Genomic DNA, 19857 nt, shown 5'->3' with positions numbered 1-19857 from the left:
CACCAGCGACTTTGAATGGCCTTCCTTGCACTCGGTATCAACCACAAGACTGCTTCAGTAGACGTCCGCGAGCGCGTGGCCTTTACCCCTGAGCAACTGGTTGAGGCCTTGCAGCAGCTCTGCCGACTCACCGACAGCCGCGAAGCTGCGATCCTCTCTACCTGCAATCGCAGTGAACTCTATATAGAACAGGATCACCTTTCGGCGGACATCGTGTTGCGCTGGCTGGCCGATTATCATCATCTGAGCCTCGAAGACCTGCGCGCCAGTGCGTATGTGCACGAAGATGATGCGGCAGTTCGTCACATGATGCGCGTCGCCTCCGGGCTCGACTCGCTGGTGCTGGGCGAGCCGCAGATTCTTGGCCAGATGAAGTCGGCCTACGCCGTAGCCCGCGAGGCCGGCACCATCGGTCCACTGCTGGGGCGTTTGTTCCAGGCGACGTTCAATGCCGCCAAACAAGTGCGAACCGACACTGCCATCGGCGAGAACCCGGTCTCCGTGGCATTCGCCGCGGTGAGCCTGGCGAAACAGATTTTCAGTGATTTGCAACGCAGTCAGGCGCTTTTGATCGGTGCAGGCGAGACCATCACTCTGGTCGCTCGCCATTTGCATGAGCTGGGCGTGAAACGCATTGTGGTCGCCAACCGCACCCTGGAACGCGCGAGCATCCTGGCCGAGCAGTTCGGTGCCCATGCGGTATTGCTTTCGGACATTCCGGCGGAGCTGGTGCGCAGCGACATCGTTATCAGTTCCACCGCCAGTCAGCTGCCGATCCTTGGTAAGGGCGCCGTGGAAAGCGCCCTGAAACTGCGCAAACACAAGCCGATCTTCATGGTGGATATCGCCGTCCCGCGGGACATCGAGTCGGAAGTCGGCGAGCTGGACGACGTTTATCTTTACAGCGTCGACGATCTTCACGAAGTGGTCGCCGAAAACCTCAAGAGCCGGCAAGGTGCAGCCCAGGCCGCTGAAGAAATGGTCTCGGTCGGCGCCGAAGATTTCATGGTGCGCCTGCGCGAGTTGGCGGCGGTGGATGTGCTCAAGGCTTATCGCCAACAGAGCGAGCGCCTGCGTGATGAAGAACTGCAGAAAGCCCAGCGCATGCTGGCCAACGGTAGCAGCGCCGAAGACGTGCTGGTGCAATTGGCGCGCGGGCTCACCAACAAACTCCTGCATGCCCCGAGCGTGCAGTTGAAAAAGCTTTCTGCCGAAGGTCGCCTCGACGCACTGGCCATGGCCCAGGAACTCTTTGCCCTCGGTGAGGGCTCATCGGATAGCTTTTCGGATAAGAAACCGCAATGAAAGCGTCACTGCTCAATAAGCTGGACATCCTCCAGGATCGTTTCGAAGAACTGACCGCGTTGCTTGGCGACGGCGAAATCATTGCCGATCAGACCAGGTTTCGCGCCTATTCCAAGGAATACGCCGAAGTCGAACCGGTGGTCGATACCTATAAACAGCTGCTCAAAGTGCAAAGCGACCTCGAAGGTGCGCAGGCACTGCTCAAGGACAGCGACCCGGACATGCGCGAAATGGCCGTGGAAGAAGTTCGCGAAGCCAAGGAACAATTGCTCGAAATCGAGGCGAGCCTGCAACGTTTGCTGCTGCCCAAAGATCCCAACGACGGGCGTAACGTCTTTCTCGAAATCCGCGCCGGCACCGGTGGTGACGAAGCGGCGATTTTCTCCGGCGACCTGTTCCGCATGTATTCGCGGTACGCCGAGCGTCGCGGCTGGCGCGTGGAAATCCTCTCGGAAAACATCGGCGAGCATGGCGGCTATAAAGAAGTCATCGCCCGGGTTGAAGGCGAGAACGTCTACGCCAAGTTGAAGTTCGAGTCCGGCGCGCACCGTGTGCAGCGCGTTCCGGCGACAGAATCGCAGGGCCGAATCCACACCTCGGCCTGCACCGTGGCCGTATTGCCCGAGCCGGATGAGCAGGAAGCGATCGAGATCAACCCGGCGGATATCCGGGTGGACACCTACAAATCTTCGGGGGCCGGCGGCCAGCACGTCAACAAGACTGACTCGGCGATCCGAATCACGCACATTCCCTCGGGCATCGTTGTCGAGTGTCAGGAAGAACGTTCGCAGCACAAGAACCGTGCCCGGGCGATGGCATGGTTGTCGGCCAAACTCAATGACCAGCAGACCAGCGCCGCCGCCAATGCGATCGCCAGCGAACGCAAATTGCTGGTGGGGTCCGGCGATCGCTCCGAGCGCATTCGCACCTACAATTTTGCCCAGGGCCGGGTCACCGACCATCGCGTCAACCTGACGCTGTATTCTCTTGATGAGATTCTTGCAGGCGGCGTCGATGCGGTCATCGAGCCCCTGCTGGCCGAATACCAGGCTGACCAATTGGCAGCGATAGAATGACGATCATTGCCAGTTTGCTGCGCGCGGCCGATCTGCCCGATTCGCCGACGGCGCGTCTGGACGCCGAATTGCTGCTCGCGGCGGCGCTGGGCAAATCACGCAGTTTTCTGCACACCTGGCCGGAGCGCATTGTCCCGAGCGACGCGGCGTTGAAGTTTGCGTCCTATTTGCAGCGTCGCCGCGGTGGTGAGCCCGTCGCTTATATTCTGGGCCAGCAGGGTTTCTGGAAGCTCGATCTGGAAGTCGCGCCGCACACGCTGATCCCGCGCCCGGACACCGAACTGCTGGTGGAAGCCGCGCTGGAATTGCTCCCGGCGACGCCTGCCAACGTGCTGGATCTGGGCACCGGCAGCGGCGCCATCGCATTGGCCCTCGCGAGCGAGCGTCCGGCCTGGAAGGTCACGGCCGTTGATCGTGTGCTCGAAGCCGTTGCGCTGGCCGAACGCAATCGCGAGCGCCTGCATCTGAACAATGCCACGGTGCTCAGCAGTCATTGGTTCAGCGCCCTGGCGGGTCAGCACTTCAATCTGATCATCAGCAACCCGCCTTACATCGCCTCGTCCGATCCGCATCTGGCCGAAGGCGATGTTCGATTTGAGCCCGAGAGCGCTTTGGTGGCAGGTGTCGATGGGCTCGACGATTTACGTTTGATCGCCGCCCAGGCACCGCAATACCTCGAGGCTGGCGGCTGGTTGATGCTCGAACACGGCTACGATCAAGCTGAAGCCGTGCGCGATTTGCTGCTGACCCATGGTTTCGAAGAAGTCCATAGCCGCATCGATCTGGGCGGCCACCAACGCATCAGTCTGGGGCGCCTGCCGTGCTGAATGATCAGGAATTGTTGCGCTACAGTCGGCAGATTCTGCTGCAGCACGTCGACATCGAAGGTCAGCTACGACTCAAGGGCAGCCGCGTGTTGATCGTCGGCCTCGGTGGTCTCGGCTCGCCGGTCGCGCTTTACCTCGCCGCTGCAGGCGTGGGTGAACTGCATTTGGCTGATTTCGACACGGTCGATCTAACCAACCTGCAACGCCAGATCATTCACGACACCAGCAGCGTCGGCGTGAGCAAGGTCGACTCGGCGATGCGCCGGTTGAGCGCCATCAACCCCGAGATCGGTCTGGTCGCCCATCGCGCAGCGCTGGACGACGATTCGCTCGCCTCTGTCGTGGCTGCGGTCGACCTGGTGCTGGACTGCTCAGATAATTTCTCTACCCGCGAAGCGGTCAACGCTGCGTGCGTGGCGGGCGGCAAGCCTCTGGTGAGCGGCGCGGCGATTCGCCTTGAAGGGCAGCTGTCGGTGTTTGACCCGCGCCGCCCGGAAAGTCCCTGCTATCACTGTTTATACGGGCATGGCAGCGAAGCCGAGCTGACGTGCAGTGAAGCCGGTGTCGTCGGGCCTCTCGTGGGCCTGGTCGGTAGCCTCCAGGCGCTGGAAGCGTTAAAGCTTTTGGCAGGTTTTGGCGAACCGCTGGTGGGACGGCTGTTGTTGATCGATGCCCTGGGCTCGCGATTTCGAGAACTGCGGGTCAGGCGTGATCCCGGTTGCAGTGTCTGTGGGCCGACACATGCGTGAAGCGCCGATCGGGGTGTTCGATTCCGGGGTCGGGGGATTGTCGGTGCTCGGTGAAATCCAGCGCTTGCTGCCCAATGAGTCCTTGTTGTACGTCGCCGATTGCGGCAACGTTCCCTATGGCGAAAAAACGCCGGAATTCATTCGTCAGCGTTGCAGCGTGATGGCCGGTTTTTTTCGTCAGCAGGGCGCCAAGGCGTTCGTGCTCGCCTGCAACACCGCGACCGTGGCCGGCGTCGCCGATTTGCGCCGCGATTATCCCGACTGGCCCATCGTCGGCATGGAGCCGGCGGTCAAGCCTGCTGCCGCCGCGACCCGCAGCGGCGTGGTCGGAGTGCTGGCCACGACCGGCACTTTGCAGAGTGCCAAATTCGCGGCATTGCTCGACCGCTTTGCCACGGATGTGCGAGTGATTACCCAGCCATGTCCGGGCCTTGTGGAGCTGATTGAAAAGGGCGACCTGCACAGCCCCGTCCTGCGTCAGTTGCTGGAGCGCTACGTCCAGCCGTTGCTGGCCGCCGGGTGTGACACGATTATTCTCGGCTGCACACATTATCCGTTTCTAAAACCTATGCTCCGGCAGATGCTTGCGGATGACATCAGCCTGATCGACACCGGCGCCGCAGTCGCACGGCAACTTCAACGCTTGCTGGCGGCGCGGGACCTGCTGGCGGAGGGGCCTGTACGCGCCGCGCAGTTCTGGACCAGCGCCGATCCGGAGCATTTCCGGAATGTCCTGCCGACGCTTTGGAATTCGGCCGGCAATGTGCGAAGCTTCGAATTGTAAAAAAAATGTGAAATAACGCCTGAACGGGCTGAACTTCTGCTTAAACGTCGATTTCTATAGCTAGTCTGTTGAGTGACCAAAAACCTTACGAATTCAGTTCGCAAAAAGGATGTTACAAGTGAAGCGACTATTCTGCTTGGCCGCGATTGCGGCCGCACTGATGGGGCACACTTACACCGCACAGGCGGCAGGTGTGGAGTTTGGAGTTGGCGCGACCAGCGATTCGACCATGACCTACCGACTGGGCATGCAGTTCGACTGGGACAAGAGCTGGCTGCAAAGTGATGTCGGTCGGGTGACCGGTTACTGGAGCGGCGCTTACACCTATTGGGAAGGCGACAAGACATCCAGCAACAACAGCCTGTCGTTCTCTCCCGTGTTTGTTTATGAGTTCGCCGGGGAAAACGTGAAGCCTTATGTTGAAGCCGGTATCGGTGTGGCGTTCTTTTCCAACACCGAATACGAAAGCAACAACCTTGGCAGTTCTTTCCAGTTTGAAGACCGTCTCGGTTTCGGTTTGCGCTTCAAGGGCGGGCATGAAGTCGGGATCCGTGCCACGCACTATTCCAACGCCGGCCTGAGCAGTGAAAACGATGGTGTAGAGAGCTACGCGCTGCACTACACGATGCCGCTGTAACGGGATGACGCTGTGGGAGTCAGCTTGCTCGCTCCCACATTGGATATCCGGCACTGGCGCTCTCAGCGATACGCCGTGGTGATGCCCTGGCGTTCTTCGAGGCACTCCGGTGCGCCCATCTCGAATTCGCGGCAGATCAGCGGACGTTTTTCGTAAATCGTACACATCATGCTGTCGCGATCCAGCGCGGCGCACCAGCCGTCCTCCAGACGCAACATCACTTCCCCACCCCAATCATCGGTATCGATAAACCGTTCAGGCACACCGGTGTCCGTGATCAGCATGACTTCGAGCTGACAACAGCAGGCTGCGCAGCTAGAGCACGTGACAGCGGGCTCGACGATTTGCGTGTGGGCGATGGTTTTCATGGTGCGCAGTGTAAGGCAAACCGCTTGATTGCGGGTGAAGGCCTGACGGGCGTTCAGGGCAGCCCCGGACTAGCCATGATCGGTGGCTGTCTGCGCATGATTCGTTTACCAATCGCAACGATTGTTCAGCCGGGTAATGATAAAAAGTCCGTACTCAATCGCCTTCACCTCCGGCAGGTTGTCGAGAAGGCAAGTTCCTGAACGCTGCCAGCGCGCGAGCACGGGACGAACCGAGGTTGACGATCGGTGACGGATAATCCGCCACACCGAAGAGGCCACCCAGATGGCTCGGGTTGTGCACGTCCTTTTTATTGAGCGCCGCCAGTTCCGGAAGCCAGCGTTTGATAAACACGCCCTCGCTATCGAATTTTTCCGACTGACTGAGCGGATTGAAAATGCGGAAGTACGGTGACGAGTCAGTGCCGGTTGATGAACTCCACTGCCAGCCGCCGTTGTTCGCCGCCAGGTCGCCATCAATCAAGTGGCGCATGAAAAACCGCTCGCCTTCGCGCCAGTCGATCAGCAGATTCTTGGTTAGAAACATCGCCACCACCATGCGCAGGCGATTGTGCATCCAGCCAGTGTCGAGCAACTGGCGCATGGCGGCGTCGATGATCGGCAGGCCAGTGCGCGCCTCCTGCCAGGCGAGCAGTTCATCCGGAGCGTCGCGCCAGGCCAGCGCTTCGGTCTCCGGGCGAAACGCGCGGTGACGGGAGACCCGCGGGTAGCCCACCAGAATGTGTTTGTAAAATTCTCGCCAGAGCAGTTCGTTGATCCAGGTGACCGCACCCACTTTCCCGCTTTCGAACTCGCCCTGGTTGCTTTGCAACGCCGCGTGCAGGCACTGGCGAGGCGAAACCACTCCGGCGGCAAGGTACGCGGACAATTGGCTGGTGCCGGGTTTTGCCGGGAAATCGCGTTCGTTTTTGTAGTAGTCGATTTGCGCGTCGGTAAACGTGTGGAGGCGTCTGCGGGCTTCGGCTTCGCCAGCGGGCCAGAGAGCGCGCAAGTGGTCGCTCGGCGTTTCAAACCCCTCGACTCGCGACGGCACCTTGTCGCTGGGAATCTTCAGCGGCACCTGAGCGACGGGCGCCGCAACCAGGCTCGGCAGTGATCGATGCAAGCGTTCATAACAGACTTTGCGAAATTGGCTGAAGACTTGAAAGTAGGTGCCGGTTCTGGTCAGCACGCTGCCTGGTTTGAACAGCAGTTGATCCAGATAGCTGAAAAACTGCACATGGCGGGCATTCAACGCCTCGGCCACGGCCGCATCACGGCGGGATTCATTGATGCCGTATTCTTCGTTGACGTGTACGGCCTCGACTTTCAGTTGCTGACAAAGCTCGAGCAGGACGGCGGGCGCTTGCTCCCAGCGCGGCGCGTGGCGGATCAGCAAAGGTATATTCAGTTCACCGAGCGTCAGGCTCAGCTCGGCGAGGTTGCGCAGCCAGAAATCCACTTTGCATGGCGCATCGTCGTGTTCTCGCCATTGCTCCGGGCTTGTCAGGTACACCGCGACGCACGGGCCGCGAGCCGCGGCGGCGGTCAGTGCTGTGTTGTCGTTCAGGCGCAAGTCGCTGCGCAGCCAGATCAATTGCATGGAGGAGTCCGCCGAATTCATTGAAAAAGCACCATCAGATTAAACCGCGCTCGACGAGCACCTGATGGGCTGCCAGAGGATCTGCAGCCAGATACAAATCAGCCATATTGCTCGGTCGTGCGGACAACTCGGCGTGATGAATGCACACCGTGGGCCCGGCAATTATTTTTGGGCAACTGACGCCATTGAATTGTTTTGTCAGCTGCGCAATGTTTACGGCTTTGCTGGAATACAGGAGGACGCCGCGGGCTTTCAGGTGATCGACCGCCAGTGCAAGCTCGCCAGCGGGCAGGGGCCAATCGAACACTTCCACCGGGCAATCGGCGCTGCTGATCAGCCATGCCGTGAGCCACAAATGAGGCTCCAGGGGCAAGTCTGATTGATTGATCAGCAGAAACGGCGTGGTGCGTAACTGACGGTTGTTATGGTAGATACGCGCACCCCATTTGCTGCGCAGCCAGGAGTAAAAAAAACCGCGTTCCATTTGCGCACCAAACTGCCCTCGCCAGCGTTGCTCGAGGTCGCTGAGCAGCGGCATCATCAATTGTTCGCACAGGGTCCGTGGCGGATACAGTGCCATGGCCTGATTGACGGTGTCGTCGAGCGAGCGTTCATTCAGTCGGGTGATGGCTTGCAACAACGTCTGGCGCAATAGTTGCCAGTCATTCTCGACCGTTCCGGTAAATGCCTGCGGGGTATCGAGCAGTTGCTTTACCTGGCTGACCGCCACGCCCCGGTTGAGCCACGTGAGAATGGCCAGAATGCGCTGCACGTGTTCGGGGCTGAACAGTCGATGGCCCTTGGGGGTGCGTTGGGGCACGATCAGACCGTACCGGCGCTCCCAGGCGCGCAACGTAACAGCGTTGACACCGGTCTGCCGCGACACTTCGCGGATAGGCAGCCAACCTTCGTCGAGGGCTTTCCTGAAGTCCGCGCCGAGGTCTTCGGCAGCGCTGGTGTCGAGTGGAATTTTCATCAAATAGCGTTTCGCAGGCTGAGGTTTTCCGGGTGCGGTTGCAGGTAAACCTGTTGCGCAATGTACGGATCGGGATGTTGGCGAAAGTGATGCTTGAGCAAAGTCAGCGGCACCACCAGCGGAACGATGCCCTGGCGATATTGGCCGATCACGTGCTGCATCTCCTGTTTGTCCTCGGTGCTGATCGCCTGTTTCAGATAGCCGCTGATGTGTTGCAGGACATTCGTATGGGTGCGGCGTGTCGCGCATGTTTTCAGCGCCGCCATCAACTCACTGAAATACCGCGGACCAAGTTCCTCCGGATCCGTCCGGCCCATATTGCCGAGGAGATTGCCGAGACGCTTGTAATGCACCGGGCTGTGCGCCATCAGCAGGTATTTGTAGCGCGCGTGGAATTGCGTCAGGCCATGCCGGGTCAAGCCTGCCACGAGCAACTGCTGCCAGGCACTGTAGGCAAATACCCGGGTGAGGAAGTTTTCCCGCAGCACAGGGTCGTTGAGCCGGCCGTCTTCTTCCACCGGCAAGTCCGGATGTTGCTCGCAGAAAGCCTGGGCATAGATACCGCGTCCGCCACCGTCCACCGGCGCACCGTTGGCATGAAAAACCTTGACCCGTTCAAGGCCGCAGGACGGTGATTTCTGCATGAAAATATAACCGCAGATATCGTCCAGTTCCGCAGCCATCTGCTGCCCGTACGCGGTCAGCGGCAGGGTGACGTCGATGTCAGCGTGGACGGTGCCGATGGCCTGTGGATGATCGGGGTTACCGACCAGGCGGATGGGGGCGCGAGGAATGCCCAGGCCGATGGCCACTTCAGGGCAAACCGGGACGAAATCGAAATATTCAGCAAGTGTGCGACTGCACAGCCGCGATTCCTTGTGGCCACCGTTAAAGCGCACTTCGGCACCCATCAGACAGGCGCTGATCGCTAGTTTGGGTTTCGCGGCGGAGTGGGGCATCGGAGCACCTCGAATCAGATCTGTACAGATTTCAATACCTGTACAAGAGTGCTCAATCATAGATTCAAAGGTGTACAAGTCAAATTATTTGTATAAGTTTTGCGCTGCCGACCGACTTCGTTCGGAACAGTCCGGTGACCAAAAAATGCCTTTCACAATTTTTTCGGGTGAGCTGCTGTCCTTCGACAGCAGCAGGTTGTCTGGATTGAAGCGGTTCACTGCAGGTGTTGGCGCAAACGGCGGGCAGCTTCCTGGCCGCTGAGCCAGGCACCCTCGACGCGACCCGACAGACACCAGTCGCCGCAGGCATACAGGCCCAGATCGGCATCGGCCAGGGTGCCCCATTCGTGGCTGCTCGCGGGGCGCGCGTAGAGCCAGCGGTGGGCGAGACTGAAGGTAGGTGCAGGCATGGCGTCGTGCAGCAGTTCGGCAAAGGCCCCATGCAAGTGTTCGATCACCGCGTCCTTGAACAGGTCGATGTGTTGACGACTCCAGGCGCTGGTGGCATGCAATACCCAAGTGTCCAGCGTCGTGTCGCGCCCGGGTTTGCTGCGGTTGCGAGCCAGCCAGTCTAGCGGGCTGTCCTGCACGAAACAGCCTTCCATGGGTGTCTCCAGGGGCGTATCGAAGGCCAGCGCAACCGCCCAGGTCGGGTCCATTTTCACCCCGGCGGCAGCGCCGGCGAGCTTCGACGCCCCGGCTAGCAAGGCCGTGGCTTGCGGAGCCGGCGTGGCGATGACCACATGACTGAATGGCCCGTGAGTGAAGCCATCGGCGTCTTGCAGATGCCAATAGTCTTCACCGCGATAAACCTCGGTGATCCGGCAGGCGAATTGAACTTCGAGGTCGCCCAGCAAGCCTCTGGTGATTGCACTCATGCGCGGCGTTCCGACCCATCGAGTCTGCTCGTCCGGCGACAGACTCAGTTGACCACCGTGAAAGGTGTACAACTGCGGCGTCCATTCGGCGACCCAGCCTTGGGATTGCCAGCGCGTCACTTCCGTTACAAAACGCCGATCGCGCGCTGTGAAATATTGTGCGCCCATGTCCAGCGCACCTGCATCGCTGCGCTTGCTCGACATGCGACCGCCGCTGCCACGGCTTTTATCGAAAAGTTGAACGACGTGCCCGGCGTCCGTTAGCGCCTGAGCGGCGGAGAGTCCGGCGATGCCGGTGCCAATGATTGCGATAGGTACAGTCATAGGGGCCTCGTTTACCTTTCTGTACAGACTACGCCGTGGATGAAACCTGTACAATATTGTTTTTTGGTATAACTTTTAGCGTTCTCGTTCTGACAGCTTGGCCTATTGTTAACCACAGAGCCTGCTCGATACCAAAGATCCCTGCTTATAAAAATAGACTAGTGATCACGGTAAAACGCCACGCGAGGAAGAAGTCATGCACATATTGCTGACCGGCGGTACTGGTTTGATAGGACGTCAGCTTTGCAAACACTGGCTGAGTCAGGGCCATCATTTGACCGTCCTTAGCCGTACACCGGAAAAAGTCGCGGCCATTTGCGGGGCAGGGGTGCGCGGTATTGCGCTGTTTGAAGACCTCGGCCAGGACACGCTGGACGCCGTCGTCAATCTGGCCGGCGCACCGATCGCCGACCGGCCATGGACGACCAAACGCAAAGCCTTGCTCTGGAGCAGTCGTATCACCCTGACCGAGACAATGCTGGCCTGGCTCGAACGCCGCGCGCAGAAACCCCAGGTACTGATCTCGGGTTCGGCGATCGGCTGGTATGGCGATGGGGGAGAGCGCGAACTGACCGAAGAATCGCCGCCGGTGATCGATGATTTTGCCAGTCAGCTGTGCATTGCCTGGGAGGAAACCGCGCAACGCGCCGAAGCCATGGGTATTCGTGTGGTGCTCGTACGTACCGGTTTGGTCCTGTCGGCCGATGGCGGCTTTTTGTCGCGCCTGTTGCTGCCGTTCAAAATGGGCATGGGCGGGCCGCTGGGCAATGGTCGACAATGGATGCCGTGGATTCATATCAAGGATCAAATCGCCTTGATTGATTTTCTGCTGCAGCGAAACGCTGCCAGCGGTCCTTATAATGCGTGCGCGCCAAACCCGGTGCGCAATCGGGATTTTGCCAAGACCCTCGGCGGCGTATTGCACCGCCCCACGTTCATGCCCATGCCGACGCTGGCGTTGAAAGTGTGTCTGGGCGAGATGTCATTACTCTTGCTCGGTGGCCAGAAGGCCATGCCGGCTCGCTTGCTGGAAGCGGGATTCGCTTTCCAGTTCACCGAATTGCGCGCGGCTCTGGACGACTTGTCCAGCCGCCTTTGAAATAGGACGTTGCATGACCGATCACGCATTGCTTCTGGTTAATCTGGGCTCGCCTGCCTCTACGTCTGTGGCGGATGTGCGCAGTTACCTCAATCAGTTTCTGATGGACCCGTATGTGATCGACCTGCCATGGCCGGTGCGCCGCTTGCTGGTGTCGCTGATTCTGATCAAGCGCCCGGAGCAGTCGGCCCACGCCTACGCCTCGATCTGGTGGAAGGAGGGTTCGCCACTGGTGGTGCTCAGCCGACGGTTGCAGCAGGCGATGACGTCGCAGTGGGCTCATGGGCCCGTGGAACTGGCGATGCGCTACGGCGAGCCGTCGATTGAAACGAAGTTGCTGCAACTGGTTGCGCAAGGCCACAAGAGGATCACCCTCGCGCCACTGTATCCGCAGTTCGCCGACAGCACCGTGACCACGGTGATCGAAGAAGCCCGGCGGGTGGTGCGCGCGAACACTCTTGACGTGCAGTTCTCGATTCTTCAGCCGTTCTACGATCAGCCGGAATACCTCGACGCACTGGTGGCCAGCGCCAGACCACATTTGCAGCAGGATTACGATCATTTGCTGCTCAGCTTCCATGGATTGCCCGAGCGGCACCTGACCAAGCTCGACCCCACGGGCCAGCATTGCTTCAAAAATGAAGATTGCTGCAAGAACGCTTCGCCGCAGGTGCTCGCTACCTGTTACCGCGCGCAATGTCTGCGCACTGCATCGGAATTTGCCAGGCGCATGGGCTTGCCGGACGGTACATGGTCGGTCTCGTTTCAGTCGCGTTTGGGGCGGGCGAAGTGGATCGAACCCTACACCGAAGCGCGCCTCGATGAATTGGCGGGGATGGGTGTGAGAAAAGTGCTGGTGATGTGCCCGGCATTTGTCGCCGACTGCATTGAGACGCTGGAAGAAATCGGCGATCGCGGCAAAGAGCAGTTTATTGAGGCGGGGGGCGAGGAGTTGGTGCTGGTGCCGTGCCTCAATGATGATCCGCAGTGGGCGAAGGCGTTGAGTACATTGTGCGAAAGGGCACCGCTGGCGCTGTAAGAGCATCGCGAGCAGGCTCGCTCCCACACTGGATTTTCGGCGTGCACACTCATTGTGAACACTGCAGATCAACTGTGGGCACGGGACTGCTCGCGATAGCTCTCCAACTGATTGCAAATATTTAAAGCGATTACAGCAGCGGCTCCTCCGGCTTCTTGTGCTTCCAGCCATCGTTGCCCGGCAGCAGCAAGTTCAACGCAATCGCCGTCACTGCGCACAGCGCAATACCTTTCAAACCCCAATCGTCGGGGCCGGTTCCGGTGCCGACGAGCACGCCGCCGATGCCGAACACCAATGTCACCGACACAATCACCAGATTGCGCGCTTCGCCCAGATCGATTTTGTGGCGAATCAGCGTGTTCATGCCCACCGCTGCAATCGAGCCGAACAACAGGCACAAAATCCCGCCCATCACCGGCACCGGAATGCTCTGCAGCAACGCGCCGAATTTTCCGATGAACGCCAGGCTGATGGCGAAGATCGCCGCCCAGGTCATGATTTTCGGGTTGTAGTTCTTGGTCAGCATCACCGCGCCCGTGACTTCGGCGTAGGTGGTGTTGGGCGGACCGCCGAACAGACCGGCAGCGGTGGTGGCAACACCATCACCAAGCAGAGTGCGATGCAGGCCCGGCTTCTTCAGGTAATCGCGACCGGTCACGCTGCCGACAGCAATCACCCCACCGATGTGCTCGATCGCTGGCGCGAGGGCCACCGGCACAATGAACAGGATTGCCTGCCAGTTGAATTCCGGTGCCGTGAAAGCCGGGATGGCAAACCAGGGCGCAGCGGCGATTTTTGCGGTATCGACGACGCCGAAGTAGAAGGCCATCGCAAAACCGACCAGCACACCGGAGATGATTGGCACCAGGCGGAAAATGCCTTTGCCGAACACCGCCACGATCAGCGTGGTCAGTAGCGCCGGCATCGAGATCAGCATGGCTGTCTGGTAATGAATCAGCTCGGTGCCGTCGCCAGCCTTGCCCATCGCCATGTTGGCGGCAATGGGCGCCATGGCCAGGCCGATCGAGATGATCACCGGCCCAATCACCACGGGTGGCAGCAAGCGGTCGATGAAACCGGTGCCTTTGACCTTCACGGCGAGGCCGAGGAAGGTGTAGACGAAACCGGCCGCCATCACGCCGCCCATGGTCGCGGCGAGGCCGAACTGGCCTTTGGCGAGAATGATCGGAGTGATGAACGCGAAGCTCGACGCCAGAAACACCGGGACCTGACGGCCGGTGATGAGCTGAAACAGAATCGTCCCCAGGCCTGCGGTAAACAGTGCCACGTTAGGGTCAAGACCGGTAATCAGCGGCATCAACACCAGCGCGCCGAATGCCACGAACAGCATCTGTGCGCCGGACAGCACTGTGCGCCAGAGCGGATCGTTGAACTCTTCCTGCATGCTCAAGCGTCCTTCTGCTTGGTGCCGAAAATCTTGTCACCGGCGTCGCCCAGGCCCGGAATGATGTAACCGTGTTCGTTGAGGCGTTCATCGATGGACGCGGTGTAGATGGTTACATCCGGATGAGCCTTCGCCACAGCGGCGATGCCTTCGGGCGCAGCGACCAGGACCATCGCGCGGATGTCGCGGCAACCGGCCTTTTTCAGCAGGTCGATGGTGGCGACCATGGAGCTGCCGGTGGCGAGCATCGGGTCGATGATCATCGCCAGACGTTCGTTGATTTCCGGGACCAGTTTCTCCAGGTAGGTGTGGGCCTGCAGCGTTTGTTCGTTGCGGGCCACGCCGACCGCGCTGACTTTGGCACCCGGGATCAGGCTGAGGACGCCTTCGAGCATGCCGATACCGGCGCGCAGAATCGGCACTACGGTAATTTTCTTGCCGGCGATTTTCTCGACCGACACGGTACCGCACCAGCCTTCGATGTCGTAGGCTTCCAGCGGCAGGTCTTTGGTGGCTTCGTACGTGAGCAGGGCACCGACTTCCTGAGCGAGTTCACGGAAATTCTTGGTGCTGATGTCTGCACGGCGCATCAGGCCAAGTTTATGGCGGATCAGCGGGTGGCGGATCTCGAGGATGGGCATGGGAAAGGCTCCGGCGGCGGGCAAAAAAACCGGCCTAGATTAATCTATCCGAGGGTGTTGTCCTATAGACACAGAGTACGTTAGTCCACAAAGGCTTGATATGACCGTGCGGGATGCGTACCTTTGCCCGCTTTTCCTGATTCCCCAACCCCCGGAGAGCGCCATGTCCGCTGATCTCGAGCATATCCGTCAAATCATGCGAGAGGCTGACTGCCTGTACACCGAAGCTGAAGTCGAGGCGGCCATCGCCCGCGTCGGTGCGCACATCAACGAACAACTGGCTGACAGCAATCCGGTGGTCTTCTGCGTGATGAACGGCGGCCTGATTTTCGCTGGCAAGCTGCTGACTCATCTGCACTTCCCGCTGGAAGCGTCTTACCTGCACGCGACCCGTTATCGCAACGAAACCAGTGGCGGCGACCTGTTCTGGAAAGCCAAGCCGGAAGTTTCGTTCATCGATCGCGACGTGCTGATCATCGACGACATCCTCGACGAAGGTCACACCCTCGGCGCAATCATCGATTTCTGCAGACATGCCGGTGCGCGCAAAGTGCACACTGCCGTGTTGATCGACAAGGACCACGAGCGCAAAGCGCGCCCGGACCTCAAGGCCGATTTCGTCGGCTTGCCGTGCATCGACCGCTACATTTTTGGTTATGGCATGGACTACAAAGGCTACTGGCGTAACGCCAACGGCATTTTCGCCGTTAAAGGAATGTAAAAAATGACCGTGCCGAGCTTTCTTGATCAAACCCTGTTCAACGAATTGGCCGAGAAAGCGGCGGCCAGTCCTCGTGGACGTCAGCATCACAATTTCCATCAGATGGATGATGCCTGTCATCGCATGGCGGTGGGGTTGCAACCCGCTACCTACATCCCGCCACATCGGCATTTGGGTGAGCACAAGGCCGAGACGTTGCTGGTGGTCAAGGGGCGTCTGGGTTTGTTGATTTTCGACGAGTCCGGTGCGGTGGTTAACAAACAGGTCCTGCAGGCCGGTGGCGACTGTGTCGGCGTCGACCTGCCAACGGGCGTGTTCCATGGCCTGATCGTGCTGGAAGCGGACACCGTCATGTTCGAGTGCAAGGCGGGCCCTTACCGACCGGTGGGTGAAGGCGAACTTGCAGACTGGGCGCCGCGTGAGGGCCAACCCGGCGTCGCCGAGTATCACGCCTGGATGCGCGCGCAATTCGATTGATCTGTCAGCAAACTTGATCCTGTAGCCACAGGCTGCAGTGCCCGGCCTCCTCAGCTACGCCGACGGCCACATCGGCCGATCTGCACACCGTGGACGATTCGTCCGCGTTGAGCCCGGCGGCCAGTGAGGGGTAAACTGCCCGCCCCGTGAAATGTCTGCGAGCTGGAGTCGGCAATGCGTAAAGATAAGAAGCAAGTGATTGGTGACGAGATCGGCGACGAGCAGATCAAATTGTTCCTCGATTTCGAGCCGGTCGATGCCACTTCACCGTCGCTGCACAAACTGATCAAGGCCTACCGTGGCTTGCGTATCGATGATTTCGAGCGTTTTCTGACGTTCTTCGTCGAAGCCGGTTTTGATCTGGACGGCAAGGATGAGCACGGCAATGACTTCGTGGCGGTGATCAACGATCAGCGCAATGCCGCCGAGTACATCGAGCTGATTGCCAAGGCTCGCGGCTGATCGTATCCGAAGCGAACCGAATACCTGTGGCGAGGGGATTTATCTCCGTTGGGCTGCGAAGCGGCCCCAAAACCTGCTTGCATGGTTTGTCAGGCAAACCGCATTCAAAAGATTTGCGACTGCTGCGCAGCCGAACGGGGATAAATCCCCTCGCCACAAAAAAACGCCCCGATCTCAATGAGAGCGGGGCGTTTTTTATGGGGCTGAATCAAGCGTAACTTGGGGTCTCGCTGCTTTCTTCAACCAGTTCCAGGGCGATGTTGTTCTGCGTGTTGATCTTGCGATACAGCGCAGCATCGGTCTCCAGGACTTTTTCCCGTGCCGGGAAGATTTCCGCCAGCTTGGTCGCCCATTCGCCGGACATCTTGGCCGCAAAGCACTTCTCGATCAGCTCAAGCATGATCGAAACCGTTACCGAGGCACCCGGCGAAGCGCCGAGCAAGGCGGCCAGCGTACCGTCTTTCGCTGCCACCAGTTCGGTACCGAACTGCAGAACGCCACCTTTTTTCGGGTCTTTCTTGATGATCTGCACCCGTTGGCCGGCCACTTCCAGGCGCCAGTCTTCGGCTTTCGCCTCCGGATAAAAACGACGCAGGGAATCGAGGCGCTGCTCCATCGATTGCATCACTTCGCTGACCAGGTACTTGGTCAGGTCCATGTTGTTTTTCGCCACGGCCAGCATTGGGCCGATGTTGCCCGCGCGGACGGACATCGGCAGGTCCATGAACGAACCGTGCTTGAGGAACTTGGTGGTGAAACCGGCGTAAGGCCCGAACAGCAGAGACTTCTTGCCATCGACCACACGGGTGTCAAGGTGCGGCACCGACATGGGCGGCGAACCGACCGCAGCCTGACTGTAAACCTTGGCCTGGTGATGCTTGACCACTTCCGGATTGTCGCATCGCAGCCACTGGCCACTGATCGGGAAACCGCCGAAGCCTTTGCTTTCTTCGATGCCCGACGCTTGCAGCAGCGGCAGTGCCGCGCCGCCCGCACCGAGGAAAACGAATTTGGCGTCGACTTCACGGCTGTTGCCGCTGTTGACGTCCTTGATGCTGACGGTCCAGCCGCTGCCGTTACGCTTGAGGCCGGTGACACGCTTGCAGTACTTGACCTGGGCATCGGGTGCGCTGGTCAGGTGCTTGAGCAATTGGTTGGTCAGGGCGCCGAAGTTGACGTCGGTGCCGTTGATCACACGGGTGGCGGCGAGGACTTCGTCGGCAGGACGGCCCGGCATCATCAGCGGCATCCACTCGGCCATCTTCGCCTTGTCTTCGGTGTATTCCATGTCGGCGAAAGCGTGGTGCTTGCTCAGCACCTCGAAGCGTTTCTTGAGGAAGGAAACGCCGCCGTCGCCCTGCACGAAACTCAGGTGCGGCACCGGGCTGATGAAAGATTTGCACGAGCCGAACGTGCCTTTTTTGGTCAGGTACGACCAGAACTGCTTCGACACCTCGAACTGGGTGTTGATGAGCACGGCTTTCTTGATGTCGACGGTGCCGTCGGCGGCCTGTGGCGTGTAGTTGAGCTCACACAGCCCGGCGTGACCGGTACCGGCGTTGTTCCACGGATTGGAACTCTCCGCAGCCCCGGAATCCATCAGCTCGACGACTTCCAGCTTGATCGCGGGGTCGAGCTCTTTGAGCAGTACCGCCAGGGTGGCACTCATGATGCCGGCCCCAACCAGTACTACGTCGACTGCTTCGTTATGCGCCATTTAACGCGTCTCCAAAATCTGCAGCACCAAATTGTCGGCATGGCTGCCAGGGGCGGGGCGTGTCAGTGAAGCCCCAGGTCCCGTGGCGGTGATGCCATGTCCGAATCTTCGCAATTCATCGCAACTTCGACGGACGCTACCGGCCAGGTCAATGAGGTCCATGAACTCACTTCGACGCGCGGCTGGCAATTCGACTTATGGTCGATACATCCGTTTGTGCAACCAAATCCGTAGCGGACAGGCTTCAGGCTCCGGTGTTCGAGGAGTACTCGGTCCTGTGTCGTTGGGCTGTTTCAGACGCTAATGGTGCATGTTCAGACGCAAAACTATTCATTTGCTCGCCACACTCTTGTGAAGTTGTGAAAACCCGTTTTTTTCACGCTCTTTTGAAGACGTGAACCTCAAAAAGGGCTGTCCAGGCCTGGCACTGTGCCCGAGTGACATGCCGCCACGGATGTCATGGCAGGCAAAAACGGGCAAACAAGCTCAGTGACCGAGCGTAATGACAGCTCTGCAGATTCGCGCAAAGTGGGCTTTTGCCAGAGTAACAGCAAGCACGCCAGCTTCACTCGATCTGGGTGGGCGGCTCTCTGTGGGCGGTAAAAGGTGCCAATGCTGGCGCATTGACGATGTCGCGAGGCCCGATCAGGAGACGTCCTTATAATCGGGGGGAGATTGTAGCGAAGAAACGCGGGGAAATGGACGTGTTTAATGACTTTTATTAAGCGTCTGGTCAGGTGGTCAACAGATGCTGCACGCGTGAGCGTGGCCGACGCGGGCTGACACGTGCGCTGGGGGGCAACGCCTGGTGCAGCCAGTTCAGGCGGATTTCTTCGATTTCGACCCAGCCATCGCCCATCGGCTGAAGGCTGCACTGCTTGAACGCCTGGCAGTGACCGTTGCGGTCGAGCAGGGCGAAGCAGCGGTGCAACGGACGTGGCGCGAACAGCGAGACGAGATAGCGCATGGCGAAATACCGTGTGAGGGTGATTGCTGTGAAGAGTGCCAGTGAGCCGTGACGCGCACGTGTAAGGGCGATGACATCTGTGTGACAGGAACGGCGATGCGGCGGCTCTGTCAGAGATTTCAGCAATCGTTGCGAGACGCTGGTTCGCGACAATGACGCACCGCTATACTGCCGGCCTGTTAGTGCCTGATTCTGGAGAGAAGAGCATGTTGCAACGCCTGTTGTTCGGTTTGATCACTGTGACCGGTTTGACCCTGGCCGGCTGCGCCCACAGCCCGCAACAACTGAATCCCGAGCCGAAGCTGAACGCTCAACTTGCGCCGGTCGGCCGTGGTCAGCCGGTGGTAGTGAGAGTCGTAGACGGTCGTCCGTCGCCAACTCTGGGTACCCGCGGTGGCATGTACCCGGAAACCAGTGCGATCACGGTGCAAGGCGCGCAGATCCTGCCGAAACTGCAAGCGCAAGCCGAAGCCGCCGTGCGCCTGCTGGGCTTTACGCCGACGTCGAACGCGATGAACGCGCCGCAATTGACCGTGACCCTGGCCGAACTGAAATATCAGTCGCCCAAAGAAGGCATGTACGTGACTGAGGCGACCATTGGCGCGACGTTCCGCTCCGACGTGCAAAACGCCAACCGCCGTTACAGCGGCCGTTATGGCGCGTCGCTGGATCAGCGTTTCGGCATGGCGCCGAACCAGGAAACCAACACCAAGCTGGTCAGCGATGTCTTGAGCGACGCGCTGACGCGCCTGTTCAAGGACCCGACGGTAGGTCAGGTGCTCGCCGAATAATCGTCCGCTGAAATTGAAAAGCCCGGTACCAGTGATGGCTCCGGGCTTTTTTGTG

21 protein-coding genes are annotated in these 19857 nt (G+C 59.4%); 12 read left to right on the top strand and 9 right to left on the bottom strand.

The window, feature by feature from the left end; translation table 11 throughout:
- Nucleotides 1–15: 15 nt before the first annotated feature.
- The 6 genes from hemA (at nucleotide 16) to ACYZT1_RS20770 (ending at nucleotide 5378) form a co-directional block, all read left to right on the top strand.
- Nucleotides 16–1305 carry a glutamyl-tRNA reductase gene (hemA, locus tag ACYZT1_RS20795; RefSeq protein WP_462016505.1) on the top strand — a complete coding sequence of 430 codons (1290 nt, stop codon included), beginning with the start codon at nucleotides 16–18 and terminating at the stop codon, nucleotides 1303–1305.
- Nucleotides 1302–2381 carry a peptide chain release factor 1 gene (prfA, locus tag ACYZT1_RS20790; protein ID WP_462016504.1) on the top strand — a complete coding sequence of 360 codons (1080 nt, stop codon included), beginning with the start codon at nucleotides 1302–1304 and terminating at the stop codon, nucleotides 2379–2381. The genes hemA and prfA overlap by 4 nt, the downstream gene beginning before the upstream one ends.
- Nucleotides 2378–3208, top strand: coding sequence for a peptide chain release factor N(5)-glutamine methyltransferase (gene prmC / locus ACYZT1_RS20785; RefSeq protein ID WP_462016503.1), 831 nt, complete (start codon nucleotides 2378–2380; stop codon nucleotides 3206–3208). Before prfA ends, prmC begins: the two co-directional genes overlap by 4 nt.
- Nucleotides 3202–3957 (top strand): molybdopterin-synthase adenylyltransferase MoeB, encoded by a 756-nt coding sequence (locus ACYZT1_RS20780; protein ID WP_462016502.1) that lies wholly within the window; start codon nucleotides 3202–3204, stop codon nucleotides 3955–3957. Before prmC ends, ACYZT1_RS20780 begins: the two co-directional genes overlap by 7 nt.
- A complete protein-coding gene (murI, locus tag ACYZT1_RS20775) occupies nucleotides 3950–4741 on the top strand; it encodes a glutamate racemase (RefSeq protein ID WP_462016501.1) in 792 nt (263 codons plus the stop codon). The genes ACYZT1_RS20780 and murI overlap by 8 nt, the downstream gene beginning before the upstream one ends.
- 118 nt (nucleotides 4742–4859) lie before the next feature.
- Nucleotides 4860–5378 carry an acyloxyacyl hydrolase gene (locus ACYZT1_RS20770; protein ID WP_462016500.1) on the top strand — a complete coding sequence of 173 codons (519 nt, stop codon included), beginning with the start codon at nucleotides 4860–4862 and terminating at the stop codon, nucleotides 5376–5378.
- A gap of 62 nt (nucleotides 5379–5440) precedes the next feature.
- Here ACYZT1_RS20770 and ACYZT1_RS20765 read toward each other — a convergent pair whose 3' ends face one another.
- The 5 genes from ACYZT1_RS20765 to ACYZT1_RS20745 all read right to left on the bottom strand — a co-directional run bounded on the left by ACYZT1_RS20765 (nucleotide 5441) and on the right by ACYZT1_RS20745 (nucleotide 10483).
- A complete protein-coding gene (locus ACYZT1_RS20765; RefSeq protein ID WP_462016499.1) occupies nucleotides 5441–5746 on the bottom strand; it encodes a YkgJ family cysteine cluster protein in 306 nt (101 codons plus the stop codon).
- Between the two features lie 154 nt (nucleotides 5747–5900).
- Nucleotides 5901–7346 carry a deoxyribodipyrimidine photo-lyase gene (phrB, locus tag ACYZT1_RS20760; protein ID WP_462016498.1) on the bottom strand — a complete coding sequence of 482 codons (1446 nt, stop codon included), beginning with the start codon at nucleotides 7344–7346 and terminating at the stop codon, nucleotides 5901–5903.
- A 34-nt stretch (nucleotides 7347–7380) separates the two neighbouring features.
- Complete coding sequence (locus ACYZT1_RS20755) at nucleotides 7381–8322, bottom strand: MerR family transcriptional regulator (protein WP_462016497.1); 942 nt, start codon at nucleotides 8320–8322, stop codon at nucleotides 7381–7383.
- Nucleotides 8322–9281, bottom strand: coding sequence for a YbgA family protein (locus tag ACYZT1_RS20750; RefSeq protein ID WP_462016496.1), 960 nt, complete (start codon nucleotides 9279–9281; stop codon nucleotides 8322–8324). The genes ACYZT1_RS20755 and ACYZT1_RS20750 overlap by 1 nt, the downstream gene beginning before the upstream one ends.
- A gap of 215 nt (nucleotides 9282–9496) precedes the next feature.
- A complete protein-coding gene (locus ACYZT1_RS20745) occupies nucleotides 9497–10483 on the bottom strand; it encodes an NAD(P)/FAD-dependent oxidoreductase (protein ID WP_462016495.1) in 987 nt (328 codons plus the stop codon).
- Nucleotides 10484–10679: 196 nt separating this feature from the next.
- Here ACYZT1_RS20745 and ACYZT1_RS20740 point away from each other — a divergent pair, with 196 nt between their 5' ends.
- Together ACYZT1_RS20740 and hemH are read left to right on the top strand one after the other, a co-directional pair.
- Nucleotides 10680–11582, top strand: coding sequence for a TIGR01777 family oxidoreductase (locus tag ACYZT1_RS20740; RefSeq protein ID WP_462016494.1), 903 nt, complete (start codon nucleotides 10680–10682; stop codon nucleotides 11580–11582).
- Between the two features lie 13 nt (nucleotides 11583–11595).
- The gene (hemH, locus tag ACYZT1_RS20735; protein ID WP_462016493.1) at nucleotides 11596–12621 is read left to right on the top strand and encodes a ferrochelatase; all 1026 of its coding nucleotides are present in this window, start codon (nucleotides 11596–11598) and stop codon (nucleotides 12619–12621) included.
- A 130-nt stretch (nucleotides 12622–12751) separates the two neighbouring features.
- Here the strand turns inward: hemH and ACYZT1_RS20730 are convergent, their stop codons facing one another.
- Nucleotides 12752–14026, bottom strand: coding sequence for a uracil-xanthine permease family protein (locus tag ACYZT1_RS20730; RefSeq protein WP_462016492.1), 1275 nt, complete (start codon nucleotides 14024–14026; stop codon nucleotides 12752–12754).
- Nucleotides 14027–14028: 2 nt separating this feature from the next.
- The gene (gene upp / locus ACYZT1_RS20725; RefSeq protein WP_462016491.1) at nucleotides 14029–14667 is read right to left on the bottom strand and encodes a uracil phosphoribosyltransferase; all 639 of its coding nucleotides are present in this window, start codon (nucleotides 14665–14667) and stop codon (nucleotides 14029–14031) included.
- Between the two features lie 163 nt (nucleotides 14668–14830).
- Here upp and ACYZT1_RS20720 point away from each other — a divergent pair, with 163 nt between their 5' ends.
- From ACYZT1_RS20720 to ACYZT1_RS20710, 3 genes are all read left to right on the top strand, one after another.
- Nucleotides 14831–15388: a hypoxanthine-guanine phosphoribosyltransferase gene (locus ACYZT1_RS20720; protein ID WP_462016490.1), complete on the top strand. Its 558-nt coding sequence runs from the start codon at nucleotides 14831–14833 to the stop codon at nucleotides 15386–15388.
- 3 nt (nucleotides 15389–15391) lie between these two features.
- On the top strand, nucleotides 15392–15865 hold the full coding sequence (locus tag ACYZT1_RS20715; RefSeq protein ID WP_462016489.1) for a WbuC family cupin fold metalloprotein: 474 nt from the start codon (nucleotides 15392–15394) through the stop codon (nucleotides 15863–15865).
- 174 nt (nucleotides 15866–16039) lie between these two features.
- On the top strand, nucleotides 16040–16327 hold the full coding sequence (locus ACYZT1_RS20710) for a PA4642 family protein (protein ID WP_462016488.1): 288 nt from the start codon (nucleotides 16040–16042) through the stop codon (nucleotides 16325–16327).
- Nucleotides 16328–16535: 208 nt separating this feature from the next.
- Here the strand turns inward: ACYZT1_RS20710 and mqo are convergent, their stop codons facing one another.
- Nucleotides 16536–18044: a malate dehydrogenase (quinone) gene (mqo, locus tag ACYZT1_RS20705; RefSeq protein ID WP_462016487.1), complete on the bottom strand. Its 1509-nt coding sequence runs from the start codon at nucleotides 18042–18044 to the stop codon at nucleotides 16536–16538.
- 733 nt (nucleotides 18045–18777) lie between these two features.
- Nucleotides 18778–19011 carry a hypothetical protein gene (locus ACYZT1_RS20700; RefSeq protein WP_462016486.1) on the bottom strand — a complete coding sequence of 78 codons (234 nt, stop codon included), beginning with the start codon at nucleotides 19009–19011 and terminating at the stop codon, nucleotides 18778–18780.
- A 206-nt stretch (nucleotides 19012–19217) separates the two neighbouring features.
- Between ACYZT1_RS20700 and ACYZT1_RS20695 the strand changes: the two genes are divergently transcribed.
- Nucleotides 19218–19802: a YajG family lipoprotein gene (locus ACYZT1_RS20695; protein ID WP_028622679.1), complete on the top strand. Its 585-nt coding sequence runs from the start codon at nucleotides 19218–19220 to the stop codon at nucleotides 19800–19802.
- Nucleotides 19803–19857 lie beyond the last annotated feature (55 nt).

The organism is Pseudomonas sp. PB3P13, from assembly GCF_054897735.1.
Note: the sequence above shows the minus strand (reverse complement) of the source record. Positions and strands in the feature narration are given on the sequence as shown.